Genomic DNA, 15,567 nt, shown 5'->3' on the forward strand with positions numbered 1-15,567 from the left:
AGCGGGGCGGCGCGGACACCGAGGAGGACATTCCCCGGCCGCACTCCTTCGAGGAGTTGCCGGCGTACGTGCTCGCCACGGCCACGCACACCGTGCGCAAGCATCCCGCGGTGGTGTGGGCGTGGGGACTCCTGCGGCTCGACGTCACCGGCATCGCCTTCGGCGCGCTGTTCTTCTGCTGGTCGCTGACGCCGTCGTTGCTGCCGCGGGGCTGGCTGTTCCAGGGCATCGTCAGCGGCATCACGGCCGCCATCGGGTACGGCGTCGGCGTCGCGGTCGGGTGGGTGCTGCTGCGGACGGTGCTCCGCCAACAACCGTGGTGGCCGCTGCCTCCGCGCGTCGAACGCGGCATCGTCGTGGCGGTGCCGATCGTCGGTGCGGTGGCGGGTGCCGTCATGCTCTACGCCTCCGCCGAGTGGCAGCGTCAGCTCGCGGCGCTCATGAACGCCGAGGGGCTCACCAGCACCGGATTCATTCGGACCGGCATCATCAGCGTCGTCGTCGCGGGTGTCCTGATCGGCACGTGGCGGGTCCTGCGCGACATCCGCCGGTTCGTCGTCCGCACTCTGCTCCGCCTGATCCGGCTGCCGCAGTGGGTGGCCAACCTGGTGGGCTTCGTGCTGGTGATCGTGGTCCTGGTGACGCTGGTCCAGGGTGTGCTGCTGCGCGGCACCATGAGCGTGGCCAACTCGGTGTTCAGTACGCAGAACGGCAACACGCGCGAGGGCGCCGAGCAGCCGACGGTCCCGGAGCGATCCGGCGGGCCCGGCTCGGTGGTCGACTGGGACACGCTGGGATTCGAGGGGCGCAACTTCGTCTCCGGTGGTCTGGACGCCGACGAGATGCGGCGCGCCACCGGGCGCGAGTCGAAGCAGGCCATCCGCGTCTACGCCGGACTCGAGAGCGCCGAGACGCCCGAGGAGCGCATGGATCTGCTGATCCGGGAACTCGACCGGACCGACGCGTTCTCCCGCCGCGCCGTCGTCGTCATCCCGACCACCGGGACCGGCTGGGTCAACCCGACCGCCGCACGCGCGGTGGAGTTGATGTACGAGGGCGACGTGGCGCTGGTGGCGTCGCAGTACTCCTACCTGCCGAGCTGGATCTCGTTCCTCGCCGACCGGGAGAAGGCCGCCGCGGCGGGCAAGGACCTCATCGATCGGGTCCACGCGCGGTGGGAGCAGGAACCGGTGGAGACGCGGCCCAAGCTCTACGTGTACGGCGAGAGTCTGGGCACCCAGGCCGGCGAGGGGGCGTTCGCGGACATCGCCGACATCCGGAGCACCGTCGACGGTGTGCTCTGGGTGGGGCCGCCGAACTCCAATCGCATCTGGTCCACCTACGTCGACCGTCGCGACCCCGGCACCACCGAGGTGGAACCCGTGTACGCCGGCGGCCTGCTGATGCGGTTCGCGGACAGCACCCGCGACGTCGAGGCGCTGTCCGGCGAGTGGCCGTTCCCGCGGGTGCTCTACATCCAGCACCCGTCCGACCCGATCGTCTGGTGGACGCCGGACCTGCTGTTCCAGCGGCCGGACTGGCTGGCCGAACCGCCCGGCTACGACCGGCTGCCCAGCATGCGGTGGTTCCCGTTCGTGACGTTCTGGCAGGTCAGTGCCGACCTGACCAACGCGGCCGGGGTGCCCGACGGGCACGGCCACAACTACGGCACCACGGTGCTCGACGGCTTCGCGGCCGTGGCGGCTCCGGAGGGCTGGACGCAGGCCGACACCGAACGCATCCGCGCGGTCATGACCGAGTACGCGGACGCGGACGGTCCGGAGAAGTAGCGGCGTGGTGACCGCGCGGTCCCTCGCCCGCTGGGTCTGGTTCGACATCCCGATGGGCACGGTGCTGCCGGAGGAGTTCCTGTTCCGCGGCATCGTCGACGAGGTCGCCACCGCGCTCGTCGGCCCGGACGCCGCGCTGGTGGCCGGGTCGGTCGCGTTCGGTGTGTGGCACTGGCCGGGGTCGAACCGGTCCGTGCCCGTCGTGGTGGTGACCACGGCCGCGGGCGCGCTGTTCGTCCTCGCGCGGCGCCGCACCGGCACGCTGCTGGCCCCGATGGCCCTGCACTGGGCGACCAACGCGGCCGGGGCGGTGGCGGCGACGTGGTGGTCGCGCCGGGTGAGAGACTGACCGGCGTGGCACCGTCGAAGACCGTGGACCCGGCCGAACTCCGGGCGTCGCTGATCGCGGTGTCCGCCTGGCTCGACGACCCGGCCGCACCCAAGCCGCCCCGCGCCGAGATCGCGGCCGCCGTGCGCCTGAGCGCCCGGACGCTCGAACAGACCGCGCCGGGGTCGAGCGTCGAGGTGCGGGTGCCGCCGTTCGTCGCGGTGCAGTGCATCGTCGGGCCTCGGCACACGCGCGGCACGCCGCCCAACGTGGTGGAGTGCGATCCGCGGACGTGGCTGCTGCTCGTGACCGGTCGGACCGAGTTCGCCGACGCCGTGCGGGGTGCGGGCGTGACGGCGTCCGGTGGGCGGGCCGGCGAGGTGGCGCACTGGTTGCCGCTCGTCCGGGTGTGACCCCGGCGCGTCAGTACTGCTCAGTGATCATGGTCGCGGTGGTACCCGGTTCCAGAGCCTCGAAGACGTGGGGCACGTCGCCGGGGTAGGAGAGGTAGTCGCCCGGGAGCAGTTCGACCGGGTCGTCCACCGGCCCGAGGCGTGCGCGGCCGGTGCCGAGCACCACGTGTTCGACGACGCCGTGCATGTGGGGATCGGACAGGCGGGGGCTGCCGGGATCGGCGGCGATGAGGTAGACGTCCCGACGCGCATTCGGCGGGCAGGACGTCAGCAGTGTGGCGCTGTACTCGGCCGCGTCGGAGGCGATGGCCGGACCCTCGCCGCGGCGCACGAGGCGCACCTCCTGGCGGGCCGGCTCGACCAGCCGGGCGAACGGGACGTCGAGGGTCACCGACAGCGCCCAGAGCGTTTCGACGCTCGGGTTCCGGTCCCCGATTCGAGTTGCGACAGAGTCGATTTGGCGATCCCGGCGCGGCGGGCGACCTCGGCGAGGGACAGGCCGGTACGACGACGCTCGCGCACCAGTGAGGCGGCGATCGCGGCGATGGGGGCGCGGTCGGACGGCACGGTGACCATTCTGGCACACCGTTCGGAAGACACGTCGATCGTTCGTCTTGACGAACAGGACTGTCACCGTTCATCGTAGGAGTCATGCGTTCGATGATGCGAACGATCCGGCACGATCCGGACGTCGCGGTGCGAGACATCCTGGTGGTGTGCCTGGCCGACGCCCTGGTGGGGGCGTCGCTGGGCGCCATCGCCGTGGCGTCGGACCTTCCGTGGTGGCTCCCGGTCCTGCTCTCGGTGGTCGTCTTCGCGGGCGCGTCGCAGTTCGTCTTCGTCGGCGTCCTCGCGTCGGGCGGGACGGTCCTTGCCGCCGCCCTCGGCGCGCTCCTCATCAACGGCCGCCTCACGCCGCTGGCGTTCTCGGTCGCCCCGTTATTGGGGGAGAGGACGACGACGCGACTGATCGGGGCACACCTGGTGACCGACGAGTCCGTCGCCTTCGCCACCGCGGCGACCACGTCGACCGGACGACGCCGCACCTACTGGTTCTCCTCGATCCTGCTGTTCGTCCTGTGGAACCTCGGCGTGCTCGTCGGCACCGCCGTGGGGTCGGTCGTCGCCGACTCCGACGCGCTGGGACTCGACGCGGCCTTCCCCGCCGTCCTGCTCGCCCTCGTGATGCCGGCGCTGCGCGACCGCCTCACCAGGCGTGCGGCGCTCGTCGGGGCCGTCGTCGCCCTCCTCGCGAACACGGTGGTACCCGCCGGGGTGTCCGTGGTGATCGCGCTGGCCGTGGTGGTGCCGGTCATGCTCCGCCGCGAGCGGAGCGACGCATGAGTACCGCGAGCGCCACGGTTCTGGTCCTCGGCGTGCTCGGGCTCGCGGTCGGGACCTACCTGCTCCGGCTGGCCGGAATCGTGTTGCGCGGCAGGCGAACTCTGACCGCGTCGGCCGAGCGCACGATGGACGTCGCCGTGGCCGTCGTCTTCGTCGCCCTCGTGGCGACGTCGGCGTTCCCGGACGGGGTGACGTCGTCGGGCCTCGCCCTGCCCGCGGGCGTGCTGGTGGCCGGTGTGCTCGCCTGGCGGCGAGCGCCCTTCGTCGTGGTGGTCGTCGGAGCGGCCGCGGTCACGGCGGTGCTGCGCCTGCTGGGTGCCGCGTGACTACCAGGGCTGCACCGGCGGCTTGACCCACAGGATCTTCTCGTCCCGGTTCGGACGCGGCGTCTCCGGCCGGCCGGCCGCCCACGCCGCCTTCTCCTCGAGCAGCCGGGCCACCACCGTCCAGGTCTCGTCCGAACTCGGCGGATTGATCTCCGCCGCCCGCGCGAGCTTGCGCCGCGTGGCCGCCGGCATCGCCGCGAGATCGTCGGCGGAGATGTCGCGGTCCCACAGGTACCGCGCGAGCGCGACGGCCTTCTCCCGGCGCGAGCGTTCCGCGACGTCGGAGTGCGCGTAGCGGTCGGCCTCGGTGCGGTCCACCGTCACCAACCCCAGCTGCCCGGAATCCCCTTGAAGGGGCCGACCACGTCCGCGGTGATCCACCCCGCGTAGAAGCCGCCCTCCTGAGCACGCGCGATCTCCCCGTCGAGCTCGCAGGTGAGCTGGGCGGGGGAGAAGGACAGGGCGCCGGCGATGTCCGCGAACGCCGGGGTCGGGTTCTCGTAGCTCCACCCGCCCGCCTCGAGGACCGCGCCGTCGTCGCCGAGCACGTCCCAGTACGTGGCGGCGCCCTTCCACTCGCACATCGTCGATCGCGCGCGGGATCGACGCAGACGCGCGGAATCGACGTCGTCACGCGGGATGTACCACGTCGGCGGGTGACTGGTCTCGAGCACGCGATACGCGGACGTGCTGTCCGCGATCACCGCGTCGCCGAACCGCACCACCAGGTGCCGCGTCGACGACTCGAGTCGGGGCGGGCGGGGGTAGTCCCACACCGATTCCTGGCCCTCGCCGGGCTGCTCGGGCGTCACGCCGAAGGGAAGTCTGCCGACCATGGTCTCCATCATGCCTGCCGTGATCGGGCATACGGGGAACAAGTCGGGCGGTCCGACGGTTGCGTCCGGCGAGCGCCGTAGACTCGATCACCGGAATCGCTTCTGCGCTGTCCACGTGCGACCATCGTCGTAACCCCTCGCCGGCCCCTAGGGAGAGCTTGTCGTGACCCGTGCCGATCTCTCGGTCCACAGCCCCAACCTGCTGAGCACGCCCGATCTCGAGGGACCGGAGAACGAACCCCGCGAGGAATGCGGCGTCTTCGGCGTCTGGGCGCCCGGTGAGGACGTCGCCAAGATGACGTACTACGGCCTGTACGCGCTGCAGCATCGCGGCCAGGAAGCCGCCGGTATCGCCGTCGCCGACGGTGCACAGGTGCTGGTGTTCAAGGATCTCGGCCTGGTCAGCCAGGTGTTCGACGAGCAGACGCTCGCGGCCATGAACGGCCACGTCGCCATCGGCCACTGCCGCTACTCCACCACCGGGTCCACCACCTGGGAGAACGCGCAGCCGATCTTCCGGACCACCGCCGCGGGCAGCGGCGTCGCCCTCGGCCACAACGGCAACCTCGTCAACACCGCGGCCCTGTCCGACCGGGCGCGGGAGGCGGGCATCATGGGTCGCCCGCGCGGCACGGGTGCCACCTCGGACTCCGACGTGGTGGGCGCACTGCTCGCCCACGGTGCCGCCGACAGCACCATCGAGCAGGCCGCGATGGAGCTGCTCCCCACGCTCGAGGGCGCGTTCTGCCTCACCTTCATGGACGAGAACACGCTGTACGCCGCGCGTGATCCGCACGGGGTGCGCCCGCTCTCGCTCGGTCGCCTCGACCGCGGCTGGGTGGTCGCGTCCGAGACCGCCGCCCTCGACATCGTCGGCGCGTCCTTCGTCCGGGACATCGAGCCGGGTGAGTTGCTCGCCATCGACGCCGACGGCGTCCGGTCCTCGCGGTTCGCCGCACCCGAGCCCAAGGGTTGCGTGTTCGAGTACGTCTACCTCGCGCGCCCCGACAGCGTGATCGGTGGACGCTCGGTGCACTCCACCCGCGTCGAGATCGGCCGCCGCCTGGCCGAGGAGCATCCGGCCGAGGCCGACCTGGTCATTCCGGTTCCCGAGTCCGGCACGCCCGCCGCGGTCGGCTACGCGCAGGGCTCCGGCATTCCCTACGGCCAGGGCCTGATGAAGAACGCCTACGTCGGGCGCACCTTCATCCAGCCGTCGCAGACCATCCGCCAGCTCGGTATCCGCCTGAAGCTCAATCCGCTGCGCGAGGTCATCCGCGGCAAGCGGCTCGTGGTGGTGGACGATTCGATCGTCCGCGGCAACACCCAGCGCGCCCTGGTCCGCATGCTGCGCGAGGCCGGTGCCCTCGAGATCCACGTGCGCATCGCCTCCCCGCCCGTGCGGTGGCCCTGCTTCTACGGCATCGACTTCGCCTCACCCGCCGAGTTGATCGCCAACGGCATGGAATCCGAGGACGGCATGCTCGAGGGTGTGCGGCAGGCCATCGGTGCCGACTCGCTCGGGTACATCTCGATCGACGGCATGATCGGCGCTTCCGAGCAGCCCTCCACCCGGCTGTGCGCGGCGTGCTTCGACGGCAACTACCCCATCGCGCTCCCGAAGGAGACCGCGATGGGCAAGAGCGTGCTCGAGAAGCTGTTCGCCGCGGCGCCGGGTCTGACCGCTCCCGCCGACGACGACAACGTGAGCGCCCTGTCCCGCCCCTGACGCCGTGCTGATCCGTCGCGCCGTCGCCGAGGCCATCGCCGCCGGAACGGTCCGGGTGCAGTACCGGCGGTGGTCGACGCGTCGCGTCAAGGTCGGCACCTGGATCCACACGCCGGTCGGCGTGATCGTGGTCGACGCGATCACCGAGGTCGACCCCGCGTCCCTGACCGACGACGACGCCCGGCCGGCCGGGGAGACCTCGGTCGCGCAGCTGCGCAAGGGTTTTCGCGGCGCCGACGGTGATCCCGTGTGGCGCATCGAGGTGTCGTTCGGCGGCGAGGATCCTCGCATCGCCCTGCGCGAGGACGACGATCTCACCGACGACGACCTGGCGGCCCTGCGTGCGAAGGTCGACGCGATGGATGCGCGGGCGGATTCCCCGTGGGCGTGGGCGACGCTGGAGCTGATCCGCGATCACCCGGCGGTGCTCGCCGCGGACCTCGGGGCTCGGCTGGGGCTGGGGCGCGACGTGTTCAAGCCGCGGGTGCGGCGCCTGAAGGCGCTCGGCCTCACGGAGAGCCTGCGGGTCGGGTACCGACTGTCACCGCGGGGGGAGCGGGTGCTCGACGGGGCCGTCGGACAGGCCGACAGCCCTACCGGTCATGACCGGTCATGACTGAAAAACGCATTCGTCACACGATCGTCACACCGCCTCGGTAATCTTCCGTTCACCGAAACGCACTGTCGTACGACACCCGTCTGCTGTGCGACGACGAACGAAGGATCACCCACCATGAGCGTGCCCTCCCGAGGACGCACCGCGCGCGTGTTCAGCACCCGTACCGCCGCCGTGTCCCTCATGTCCGTAGCCGCCCTCACGGCGGCTGCCTGCGGCTCCGGCCGTACCGACGACGGCGGCGGCGGGGGCGGCGAGGCCGGCGGCGACGCGCTGGTGGTCGGCACCACCGACCAGGTCTACTCCCTCGACCCGGCCGCCTCGTACGACAACGGCTCGTTCACCATCATGAACCAGGTCTATCCGTTCCTGATGAACTATGCGCCGGGCAGCGACGAGTTGAAGCCCGACGCCGCGGAGAACTGCGAGTTCAGCCAGCCGACCGTGTACTCCTGCACGCTGAAGGACGGCCTGACCTTCGCCAACGGCAATGCGCTGACCAGCGAGGACGTCAAGTTCTCCTTCGACCGCATCGTCTCCATCGACGATCCCAACGGCCCGTCGTCGTTGCTCGCCAACCTCGACTCGGTGGCGGCGCCGGACGATCGCACGGTCGAGTTCACCCTGAAGGCCCCGAACGATCAGACCTTCCCGCAGGTGCTCGCCACCAACGCCGGGCCGATCGTCGACTCGCAGGTCTTCTCGGCCGACGCGATCCTCGACGACAACGCGGTGGTGGCCGGCAAGCCGTTCGCCGGGCCGTACGCCATCGACAGCTACGAGAAGAACTCCCTGGTGAGCTTCTCCGCGTTCGACGGCTACCAGGGCACGCTGGGCGCCCCGAAGACCGCGTCGGTCACGCTGCGCACCTACACCAGCGCCGACAACCTCAAGCTCGACATGCAGAACAAGTCCATCGACGTCGCGTGGCGCTCGCTCACCCCGACCGACATCGAGTCGCTCGAGGGCACCGAGGGTCTGACCGTGCACGAGGGCCCCGGCGGCGAGCTGCGCTACGTCGTGTTCAACCTGAACACCATGCCCGGCGGAACCCCGGAGCAGAAGCTGGCGATCCGCAAGGCCGTCGCGTCGTCCGTCGACCGTGAGGCGCTGTCGGAGAACGTCTACAAGGGCACGTTCACCCCGGCGTGGTCGGTGGTGCCCAGCGGCCTCGAGGGCGCCAACAGTGCCTTCAAGGACATCTACGGCGAGGCGCCGAACAAGGACGAGGCCGCGAAGTTCCTGTCCGACGCCGGCGTGCAGACGCCCGTCGCGGTCAACCTGCAGTACAACCCCGATCACTACGGGTCCAGCTCGTCCGAGGAGTACGCCGCGGTCAAGGCGCAGCTCGAGGCCACCGGCCTGTTCACGGTGAACCTGCAGTCCACCGAGTGGAACACCTACAACAAGGAACGCGTCGCGGACACCTATCCCGTGTACCAGCTGGGCTGGTTCCCGGACTTCCCGGACGCCGACAACTACCTGACGCCGTTCTTCGCGCCGGACAACTTCCTGCAGAACCACTTCGACAACCCCGAGATCACGGCGCTGATCGACGCCGAGCGCACCGAGACCGACGAGGCTCGTCGCAGCGAGATCATCGGGGAGATCCAGACCAAGATGGCGCAGGATCACGTCTCGACGCTGCCGCTGCTCGAGGGCAAGCAGATCGCGATCTCGACCGACTCCGTCACCGGTGTCGACGAGACCCTCGACGCGTCGTTCAAGTTCCGCTTCACCCCCATCGCGAAGGGCTGAGCATGACCACCACCACGCCGGACGAGGCGTCGGTGGGGAAGCAGTCACGGGCGAGCGCGTCGTCACGCTACGGCGCGCTCGCCCGTTATCTCGTGATCCGGTTCCTGCTGATCGTCCCGACGGCGTGGATCCTGGTCACGGTGGTCTTCTTCCTCATGCGCGTGCTCGGAGACCCCATCAGCGCCGCCCTCGGCGGACGGCTGCCCGCCGACCAGATCGCCGAACGCCGCGCCGCCGCCGGGTACGACCGGCCGATCCTCGTGCAGTACTGGGAATATCTGTCCGGCCTGGTGCGCGGTGACTTCGGTCGCGCCGCGACCAACAACCAGGAGATCAGCAGCGTGCTGATCACCAACGGCGCCGCCACCCTCGAGCTCGCCTTCTGGGCGTTGCTGGTGGCCTTCGCCGTCGGCATCCCGCTCGGCTTCTACGCCGCCACGCGTCGGGACTCGTTCTCCGACGGCACCCTGCGCATCCTCGCGATCCTCTTCTACGCCGCGCCCGTGTTCTTCGTGGGCATGCTGCTCAAGCTCGTGTTCGCGGTGAAGCTGGGCTGGCTGCCGGTGGCGGGCCGCGCGAGCACCGACGTCGAACTCGCCCTGCGGAACGTCTCGCCGAAGACCAACATCCTGCTGATCGATTCCATCCTCTACGGCGAGCCCGCCTACACCGTCGACGTGCTGAAGCACGCCGTGCTCCCGGCGATCGCGCTGGGCCTGCTGACGGCGGGCGTGTTCCTGCGCCTGGTGCGCGTCAACCTGCTGCAGACCCTGCAGGCCGGGTACGTCGACGCCGCGCGCGCCCGCGGACTGTCGGCCCGCACGGTGGCCCGTCGTCACGCCTTCCGCAACGCCCTGATCCCCGTGGTCACGGTGATGGGCCTGCAGATCGCGATGCTGCTCGGCGGGGCCGTCCTCACCGAGACCACGTTCGAGTGGCAGGGCCTGGGCTACCAGCTCGCCCGATACCTGCAGGCGCGCGACTTCGTCGCCGTCCAGGGCATCGTGACCTTCCTGGCCATCGTGGTCGCGGTGATCAGCTTCCTCACGGACGCGATTGTGGCCCTCGTCGACCCGCGGGTGAGGTTCTGATGACCATCGAAGTGACCGTCGGCGAGATCGAGGCGCCGAAGCGCCGGCGCGGGGTGCCGGGACTGGCGATCGTCCGGTCGAGCGCCGGGCTGCAGAAGGCCACCATCGTCATCGGCCTGATCCTCGTCGCCGCGTTCGTGATCATGGCCGTCTTTGCGCCGCTCATCGCCCCGTTCGGGTTCTCCCAGACCTCGGCCGACGGCGTCGATTTCGCCCGGCAGGCGGGACCGAGCGCCGATCACCTCTTCGGCACCTCGGTACGCGGGGAGGACGTCTTTTCCCGCGTCGTGTGGGGCGCCCGGACCGCGCTGTTGGTGATCGGGGTGTCGCTGGTGCTCTCCATCGCCGTCGGCGTGCCGCTGGGACTGCTGTCCGGCTACATCGGCCGCTGGGTGGACCGCGTGCTCGTGCTGTTCATGGACGCCATGTACGCCTTCCCGAGTCTGCTTCTCGCCGTGGTGGTCTCGATCGTCGTGGCCGGCGGTCAGTCGAGCAGCTTCGGCGGCGTGCTGTCGGCGGCGGTCGCGATCACCGCGGTGTTCGTGCCGCAGTACTTCCGGGTGGTGCGCAACGCCACGGTGTCGGTGAAGACCGAGCCGTACGTCGACGCTGCCCGCGTCACGGGGGCGAGCCCACTGCGCATCATGTTCCGGCACATCCTCGCCAACGTCACCCAGACGCTGCCGGTGATCCTCACGCTCAACGGTGCGGAAGCGATTCTCACGCTCGCCGGCCTCGGCTTCCTCGGGTTCGGCATCGAACCGACGTCGGCGTCGGAGTGGGGCTACGACCTCAACAAGGCGCTGCCGGACATCTCCAACGGCATCTGGTGGACGTCGATCTTCCCCGGCACGGCCATCGTGCTGGTGGTGCTCGGCATGACCATGGTCGGCGAATCCGTCAGCGAGACACTCAATCCCGTACTGCGTACGCGCCGTCGGGCCAAGGACGGATCATGACCACTCCTGCCCTCACCCTGACGGACCTGTCGGTCACCTTCGCCACCGACGGCGGCGCCGTCCGTGCCGTCTCCGAGGTCTCGTTCGACGTCCGTCCGGGCGAAGTGCTCGCCGTGGTGGGGGAGTCCGGGTCCGGCAAGTCCGTCAGCGTGCGGTCCGCCATCGGGTTGCTGCCGGGGACGGCGTCGGTGCGCGGCTCGGTCACCCTCGGCGACCGCGAGGTGATCGGACTCGGCGACAAGCAATGGGCGCAGTTGCGCGGCCGCGACGTGGCGATGGTGTTCCAGGAACCGGGCAGTGCCCTCGACCCCCTGTTCACCGTCGGCTACCAGATCGTCGAAGCGCTGCGCGCCCATCCCGGAGCCGACGGCACCCGGATGGACAAGAAGGCCGCCCGCCGACGCGCGATCGAGTTGCTCGAGCTCGTCGGCCTGCCCGATCCGGAACGACGCTTCGGCTACTACCCGCACGAGCTGTCCGGCGGGCAGAAGCAGCGCGTGATGATCGCGATCGCCATCTCCTGCGAGGCCAAGGTGATCATCGCCGACGAGCCCACGACGGCCCTCGACGTCACCGTGCAGGCCGAGATCCTCAACCTGCTGCGCGACCTCAAGGACCGGCTGGGCTGCGCGATCGTCCTCATCACCCACAGCATGGGCGTGGTGGCCGACATCGCCGACCGCGTCGTGGTGATGAAGGACGGCGAGGTGGTCGAGGAGGCCACCGTCCACGACCTCTTCGAGTCCCCGTCGGCCGAGTACACGCGCACGCTGCTCGCCGCGGTCCCGACGCTCGACCCCGTGGTGGCCGACCGGACCGTCTCCGACGAGGTGGTCCTGTCGGTCCGCGATCTGACGGTGCAGTTCCCGGGCGGCCTCGGCCAACCGGTGTTCCGCGCCGTCGACGACGTCTCGTTCGACTTGCACCGCGGCGAGACGCTCGGCCTGGTGGGGGAGTCGGGCTCCGGCAAGTCGACCATCGGGCGGTGCGTCGCGGCCCTGCAGAAGCCGACGTCCGGCTCCGTCGCGGTCCTCGGCCAGGACGTCGGTCGCCTGCGCGGCAAGGACCTCAAGGCGCTGCGCAAGCGCTTCGGTTTCGTGTTCCAGGACCCCTCGACCTCCCTCAACCCGCGGCTCACCGTCGGTAAGGCGGTCGCCGAACCGCTGATCGTGCACGGGGTGGGCAAGACCGAGATCGCGCGCACCGTGCGTGAGTGGCTCGACGCCGTGAAGCTGCCGTCCGGCACCGACGCCCGGTACCCGCACGAGCTCTCCGGCGGTCAGCGGCAACGGGCGTCGCTCGCCCGCGCGCTGGTGCTGAAGCCGGACCTGCTGGTGGCCGACGAGCCGACCAGCGCGCTCGACGTCTCGGTGCAGGCGGCGGTGCTGGACCTGTTCGAGGAGTTGCAGGCCGAGTTGCAGTTCGCCTGCCTCTTCGTCAGCCACGACCTGGCCGTCGTGGACCGGCTCGCCCATCGGGTCGCGGTGTTGCGGAACGGCGCCGTGGTGGAGCAGGGGAGCCCCTCGCGCATCCTCCGCGAGCCCGCCGAGGAGTACACCCGCCGCCTGATCGCCGCGATCCCGGAGCCCCGGGTGACGCGGGACCGGCCGTGAGGGTGCTCCGGTACCGTAAGGGCGCAGTCGGCCCGGGTTCCGGGCCGTCCCCCGACAGCAGTTACGGAGCGCGACACCCATGACCGACGACACCCAGCAGCACGGCAGCGTCCCGTCCTCGGGAGGCGCGTCGTACGCGGCAGCGGGGGTGGACATCGAGGCGGGTGACCGCGCCGTCGAGCTGTTCGCGCCGCTGGCCAAGCGTGCGACGCGGCCCGAGGTCATGGGTGGCCTCGGCGGATTCGCGGGCCTGTTCGCGCTGAAGGGCGGGTACCGGGAGCCCCTCCTCGCCGCCTCCACCGACGGCGTCGGCACCAAGCTGGCCGTGGCGCAGGCGCTGGACAAGCACGACACCGTGGGCATCGACCTGGTCGCCATGGTGGTCGACGACCTGGTGGTGTGCGGCGCCGAGCCGCTGTTCCTGCAGGACTACATCGCAGTCGGCCGCGTGGTGCCCGAACACGTCGCCCAGCTGGTCGCCGGCATCTCCGACGGCTGCGTGCAGGCCGGGTGCGCCCTGCTCGGCGGCGAGACCGCCGAGCACCCCGGCATGATGGCCGACGGTGAATACGACCTCTCGGCCACCGGCGTCGGCGTCGTCGAGGCCGACGACGTGCTGGGGCCGGACCGGGTGCGTCCCGGTGACGTCGTCATCGCGATGGGCTCGTCCGGGCTGCACTCCAACGGCTACTCCCTGGCCCGCAAGGTGCTGCTCGAGATCAGCCGCATGTCGCTGACCGGTCACGTCGAGGAGTTCGGCCGCACCCTCGGCGAGGAGATGCTCGAACCCACCCGCATCTACGCCAAGGACTGCCTCGCGCTCGCCGCCGAGGCCGACGTGCGCACGTTCTGCCACGTCACCGGCGGCGGACTGGCGGCCAACCTCGCTCGCGTCATGCCGAAGGGTCTGGTCGCCGAACTCGACCGCGGCACGTGGTCGCCGGCCCCGATCTTCGCGATGATCGCCCAGCGCGGCCGCGTCGAGCGAGCCGAGATGGACAAGACGTTCAACATGGGCGTCGGCATGGTGGCCGTCGTCGCTCCCGAGGACGTCGACCGCGCCATGGCCGTGCTCACGGCCCGCCACATCGACTGCTGGACCCTCGGCACGGTGCGCAAGGCCGACAACGGCTCGGACGAGCGTGCCGTGCTGGTGGGGAACCACCCGCGCTTCTGACGTCCCGTCCCGCGAGGCGGTCGGCCGTTTCCCGGCCGTCCGCACGGGCACCCGTCGCGCATGACCTACGACGGATTCGACACCATGCCCATCGCCGGCCGGTGGCGCGTCGGGCGACTGGGTGAGACGGCGGACGACGTCGACCCCTGGTCCGACGACGTGCTCGTGCGGCTCCCGCTGGCCAACGCGGACGACGCCGACGCGGCGTTCCGTGGCGCCGCGGAGGCGCAGCCGGACTGGGCCGCGACGCTGCCGACCGAGCGCGCCGACGTGTTCCACCGCGCCGCGCGGATGATGGAGGACCGCCGGGACGAGATCGTCGACTGGCTGATCCGCGAGGCGGGCGGCATCCGTCCCCGCGCCGAGTGGGAATGGACGGCGGTCCGCGCGGTTCTGCTGGAGTCGGCGAGCTATCCCACGCGGGCGGCCGGGGCGATCCTGCCCGCGGCGTTGATCCCGGGCAAGGAGAACCGGGTGTACCGGCGGCCGCTGGGCGTGGTCACCGTCATCAGCCCGTGGAACTTCCCGCTCCAACTCTCGGCCCGGTCGGTGGCGCCCGCGCTCGCGCTGGGCAACGCCGTGGTGCTCAAGCCCGCGAGCTCGACCCCGGTCACCGGCGGTCTGCTCCTGGCCAAGATCCTCGAGGAAGCCGGACTGCCGCCCGGGGTGCTGTCCGTGGTCATCGGCCCGAGCCGTGAGATCGGGGACGTCGTGGCCACCCACCCGCTCACCCGGTTCGTCTCCTTCACCGGCTCGACGCCCGTCGGCGAGCACCTCGCGACGACGGCCCCCATGACGCGCCGGGCTCTCGAACTCGGCGGCAACGGTCCGCTGCTGATCCTCGACGACGCCGACGTCGAGGCCGCGGTCGATGCCGCGACGTTCGGCTCGTTCTTCCACCAGGGGCAGATCTGCATGGCCACCAACCGCATCGTCGTGGCCGACGCCGTGTACGACGACGTGGTGGACCGGCTCACCGAACGGGTGCGGTCCCTGGTCACCGGCGACCCGAAGGACCCGGCCACGCAGATCGGACCGATCGTCGACGACGACCAGCTGGGACACGTACTCGACCTGATCGAGCGGGCGGAGAAGGACGGAGCGGAGGTGCGCGTCCGCGGGGAGCGATCCGGCCCCGCCGGCCGAGTCCTCGGCCCGCATCTGCTGCTGGGGACCAACGACGTCGCCACCGCCGCGGAGGAGGTGTTCGGCCCCGTGGCCACGGTGATCCGCGCGCGGGACGACGACGACGCCGTGCGCATCGCGAACGACACCGAGTACGGCCTGTCGAGCGCCGTGTTCTCCCGCGACGTCGACCGGGCGGTGCGGGTGGGGCTGCGCATCGACGCCGGGATGACCCACGTCAACGACACCACCGTCAACGACGAACCCAACACGGCGTTCGGGGGCGAAAAAGGTTCCGGGATCGGTCGATTCGGCGGCGAGTGGGCCATCGACGAGTTCACGACCGATCACTGGATCAGCGTGCAGCACACCCGTCGGGAGTACGCCGTCTGATCGATCGGTCCGCTACACGACGACGTGCGGGGCACTCCTCGGTTCTCCGAGGGGTGCCCCGCACGTCGT

The 15,567-nt window shown here is 70.8% G+C and carries 15 protein-coding genes and 1 pseudogene; 13 read left to right on the forward strand and 3 right to left on the reverse strand.

The window, feature by feature from the left end; genetic code table 11:
* The first annotated feature begins 56 nt into the window (after nt 1-56).
* Genes HQ603_RS00890 through HQ603_RS00900 form a run of 3 tightly spaced genes read left to right on the forward strand, consistent with a single transcriptional unit; the run spans nt 57 to nt 2,531 of the window.
* The gene (locus tag HQ603_RS00890; RefSeq protein WP_261773239.1) at nt 57-1,790 is read left to right on the forward strand and encodes an alpha/beta hydrolase; all 1,734 of its coding nucleotides are present in this window, start codon (nt 57-59) and stop codon (nt 1,788-1,790) included.
* Between the two features lie 4 nt (nt 1,791-1,794).
* Nucleotides 1,795-2,139 (forward strand): CPBP family intramembrane glutamic endopeptidase, encoded by a 345-nt coding sequence (locus tag HQ603_RS00895; protein WP_222682517.1) that lies wholly within the window; start codon nt 1,795-1,797, stop codon nt 2,137-2,139.
* A 5-nt stretch (nt 2,140-2,144) separates the two neighbouring features.
* The gene (locus HQ603_RS00900) at nt 2,145-2,531 is read left to right on the forward strand and encodes a sterol carrier family protein (RefSeq protein ID WP_222682518.1); all 387 of its coding nucleotides are present in this window, start codon (nt 2,145-2,147) and stop codon (nt 2,529-2,531) included.
* A 10-nt stretch (nt 2,532-2,541) separates the two neighbouring features.
* On the opposite strand, the pseudogene HQ603_RS00905 reads toward HQ603_RS00900, so the two are convergent.
* Nucleotides 2,542-3,107: pseudogene (locus HQ603_RS00905) on the reverse strand (helix-turn-helix domain-containing protein).
* An 84-nt stretch (nt 3,108-3,191) separates the two neighbouring features.
* Here HQ603_RS00905 and HQ603_RS00910 point away from each other — a divergent pair.
* Nucleotides 3,192-3,875 carry an AzlC family ABC transporter permease gene (locus tag HQ603_RS00910; protein WP_308126295.1) on the forward strand — a complete coding sequence of 228 codons (684 nt, stop codon included), beginning with the start codon at nt 3,192-3,194 and terminating at the stop codon, nt 3,873-3,875.
* The gene (locus HQ603_RS00915) at nt 3,872-4,201 is read left to right on the forward strand and encodes an AzlD domain-containing protein (protein ID WP_222682520.1); all 330 of its coding nucleotides are present in this window, start codon (nt 3,872-3,874) and stop codon (nt 4,199-4,201) included. The genes HQ603_RS00910 and HQ603_RS00915 overlap by 4 nt, the downstream gene beginning before the upstream one ends.
* Here HQ603_RS00915 and HQ603_RS00920 read toward each other — a convergent pair whose 3' ends face one another.
* Nucleotides 4,202-4,519, reverse strand: coding sequence for a hypothetical protein (locus tag HQ603_RS00920; protein ID WP_222682521.1), 318 nt, complete (start codon nt 4,517-4,519; stop codon nt 4,202-4,204).
* Between the two features lie 2 nt (nt 4,520-4,521).
* Complete coding sequence (locus HQ603_RS00925) at nt 4,522-5,037, reverse strand: DUF427 domain-containing protein (RefSeq protein WP_222682522.1); 516 nt, start codon at nt 5,035-5,037, stop codon at nt 4,522-4,524.
* A 163-nt stretch (nt 5,038-5,200) separates the two neighbouring features.
* On the opposite strand from HQ603_RS00925, the gene purF reads away from it, so the two are divergent.
* The 8 genes from purF (at nt 5,201) to HQ603_RS00965 (ending at nt 15,498) form a co-directional block, all read left to right on the forward strand.
* Nucleotides 5,201-6,766, forward strand: coding sequence for an amidophosphoribosyltransferase (gene purF / locus HQ603_RS00930; RefSeq protein ID WP_222682523.1), 1,566 nt, complete (start codon nt 5,201-5,203; stop codon nt 6,764-6,766).
* A gap of 4 nt (nt 6,767-6,770) precedes the next feature.
* A complete protein-coding gene (locus tag HQ603_RS00935; protein ID WP_222682524.1) occupies nt 6,771-7,382 on the forward strand; it encodes an ASCH domain-containing protein in 612 nt (203 codons plus the stop codon).
* 183 nt (nt 7,383-7,565) lie between these two features.
* Nucleotides 7,566-9,140, forward strand: coding sequence for an ABC transporter substrate-binding protein (locus HQ603_RS00940; RefSeq protein WP_222683139.1), 1,575 nt, complete (start codon nt 7,566-7,568; stop codon nt 9,138-9,140).
* 2 nt (nt 9,141-9,142) lie between these two features.
* The gene (locus tag HQ603_RS00945) at nt 9,143-10,231 is read left to right on the forward strand and encodes an ABC transporter permease (protein WP_222682525.1); all 1,089 of its coding nucleotides are present in this window, start codon (nt 9,143-9,145) and stop codon (nt 10,229-10,231) included.
* Complete coding sequence (locus HQ603_RS00950; protein ID WP_222682526.1) at nt 10,231-11,190, forward strand: ABC transporter permease; 960 nt, start codon at nt 10,231-10,233, stop codon at nt 11,188-11,190. The genes HQ603_RS00945 and HQ603_RS00950 overlap by 1 nt, the downstream gene beginning before the upstream one ends.
* Nucleotides 11,187-12,803 carry an ABC transporter ATP-binding protein gene (locus tag HQ603_RS00955; protein ID WP_222682527.1) on the forward strand — a complete coding sequence of 539 codons (1,617 nt, stop codon included), beginning with the start codon at nt 11,187-11,189 and terminating at the stop codon, nt 12,801-12,803. Before HQ603_RS00950 ends, HQ603_RS00955 begins: the two co-directional genes overlap by 4 nt.
* 79 nt (nt 12,804-12,882) lie before the next feature.
* Complete coding sequence (purM, locus tag HQ603_RS00960) at nt 12,883-13,980, forward strand: phosphoribosylformylglycinamidine cyclo-ligase (RefSeq protein ID WP_222682528.1); 1,098 nt, start codon at nt 12,883-12,885, stop codon at nt 13,978-13,980.
* A 60-nt stretch (nt 13,981-14,040) separates the two neighbouring features.
* A complete protein-coding gene (locus HQ603_RS00965; protein ID WP_222682529.1) occupies nt 14,041-15,498 on the forward strand; it encodes an aldehyde dehydrogenase family protein in 1,458 nt (485 codons plus the stop codon).
* Nucleotides 15,499-15,567: the final 69 nt, after the last annotated feature.

The sequence above is a fragment of the Rhodococcoides corynebacterioides genome (assembly GCF_019834675.1).
GTDB classification, from domain to species: Bacteria; Actinomycetota; Actinomycetes; order Mycobacteriales; family Mycobacteriaceae; genus Rhodococcoides; species Rhodococcoides corynebacterioides_A.

Coding starts and splice junctions, on each gene's coding strand:
- HQ603_RS00910 (WP_308126295.1), top strand. CDS start 3,192: ATGATGCGAACGATCCGGCACGATCCGGACGTCGCGGTGCGAGACATC.
- HQ603_RS00915 (WP_222682520.1), top strand. CDS start 3,872: ATGAGTACCGCGAGCGCCACGGTTCTGGTCCTCGGCGTGCTCGGGCTC.
- HQ603_RS00925 (WP_222682522.1), bottom strand. CDS start 5,037: ATGGTCGGCAGACTTCCCTTCGGCGTGACGCCCGAGCAGCCCGGCGAG.
- HQ603_RS00940 (WP_222683139.1), top strand. CDS start 7,566: ATGTCCGTAGCCGCCCTCACGGCGGCTGCCTGCGGCTCCGGCCGTACC.
- HQ603_RS00945 (WP_222682525.1), top strand. CDS start 9,143: ATGACCACCACCACGCCGGACGAGGCGTCGGTGGGGAAGCAGTCACGG.
- HQ603_RS00950 (WP_222682526.1), top strand. CDS start 10,231: ATGACCATCGAAGTGACCGTCGGCGAGATCGAGGCGCCGAAGCGCCGG.
- HQ603_RS00955 (WP_222682527.1), top strand. CDS start 11,187: ATGACCACTCCTGCCCTCACCCTGACGGACCTGTCGGTCACCTTCGCC.
- purM (WP_222682528.1), top strand. CDS start 12,883: ATGACCGACGACACCCAGCAGCACGGCAGCGTCCCGTCCTCGGGAGGC.
- HQ603_RS00965 (WP_222682529.1), top strand. CDS start 14,041: ATGACCTACGACGGATTCGACACCATGCCCATCGCCGGCCGGTGGCGC.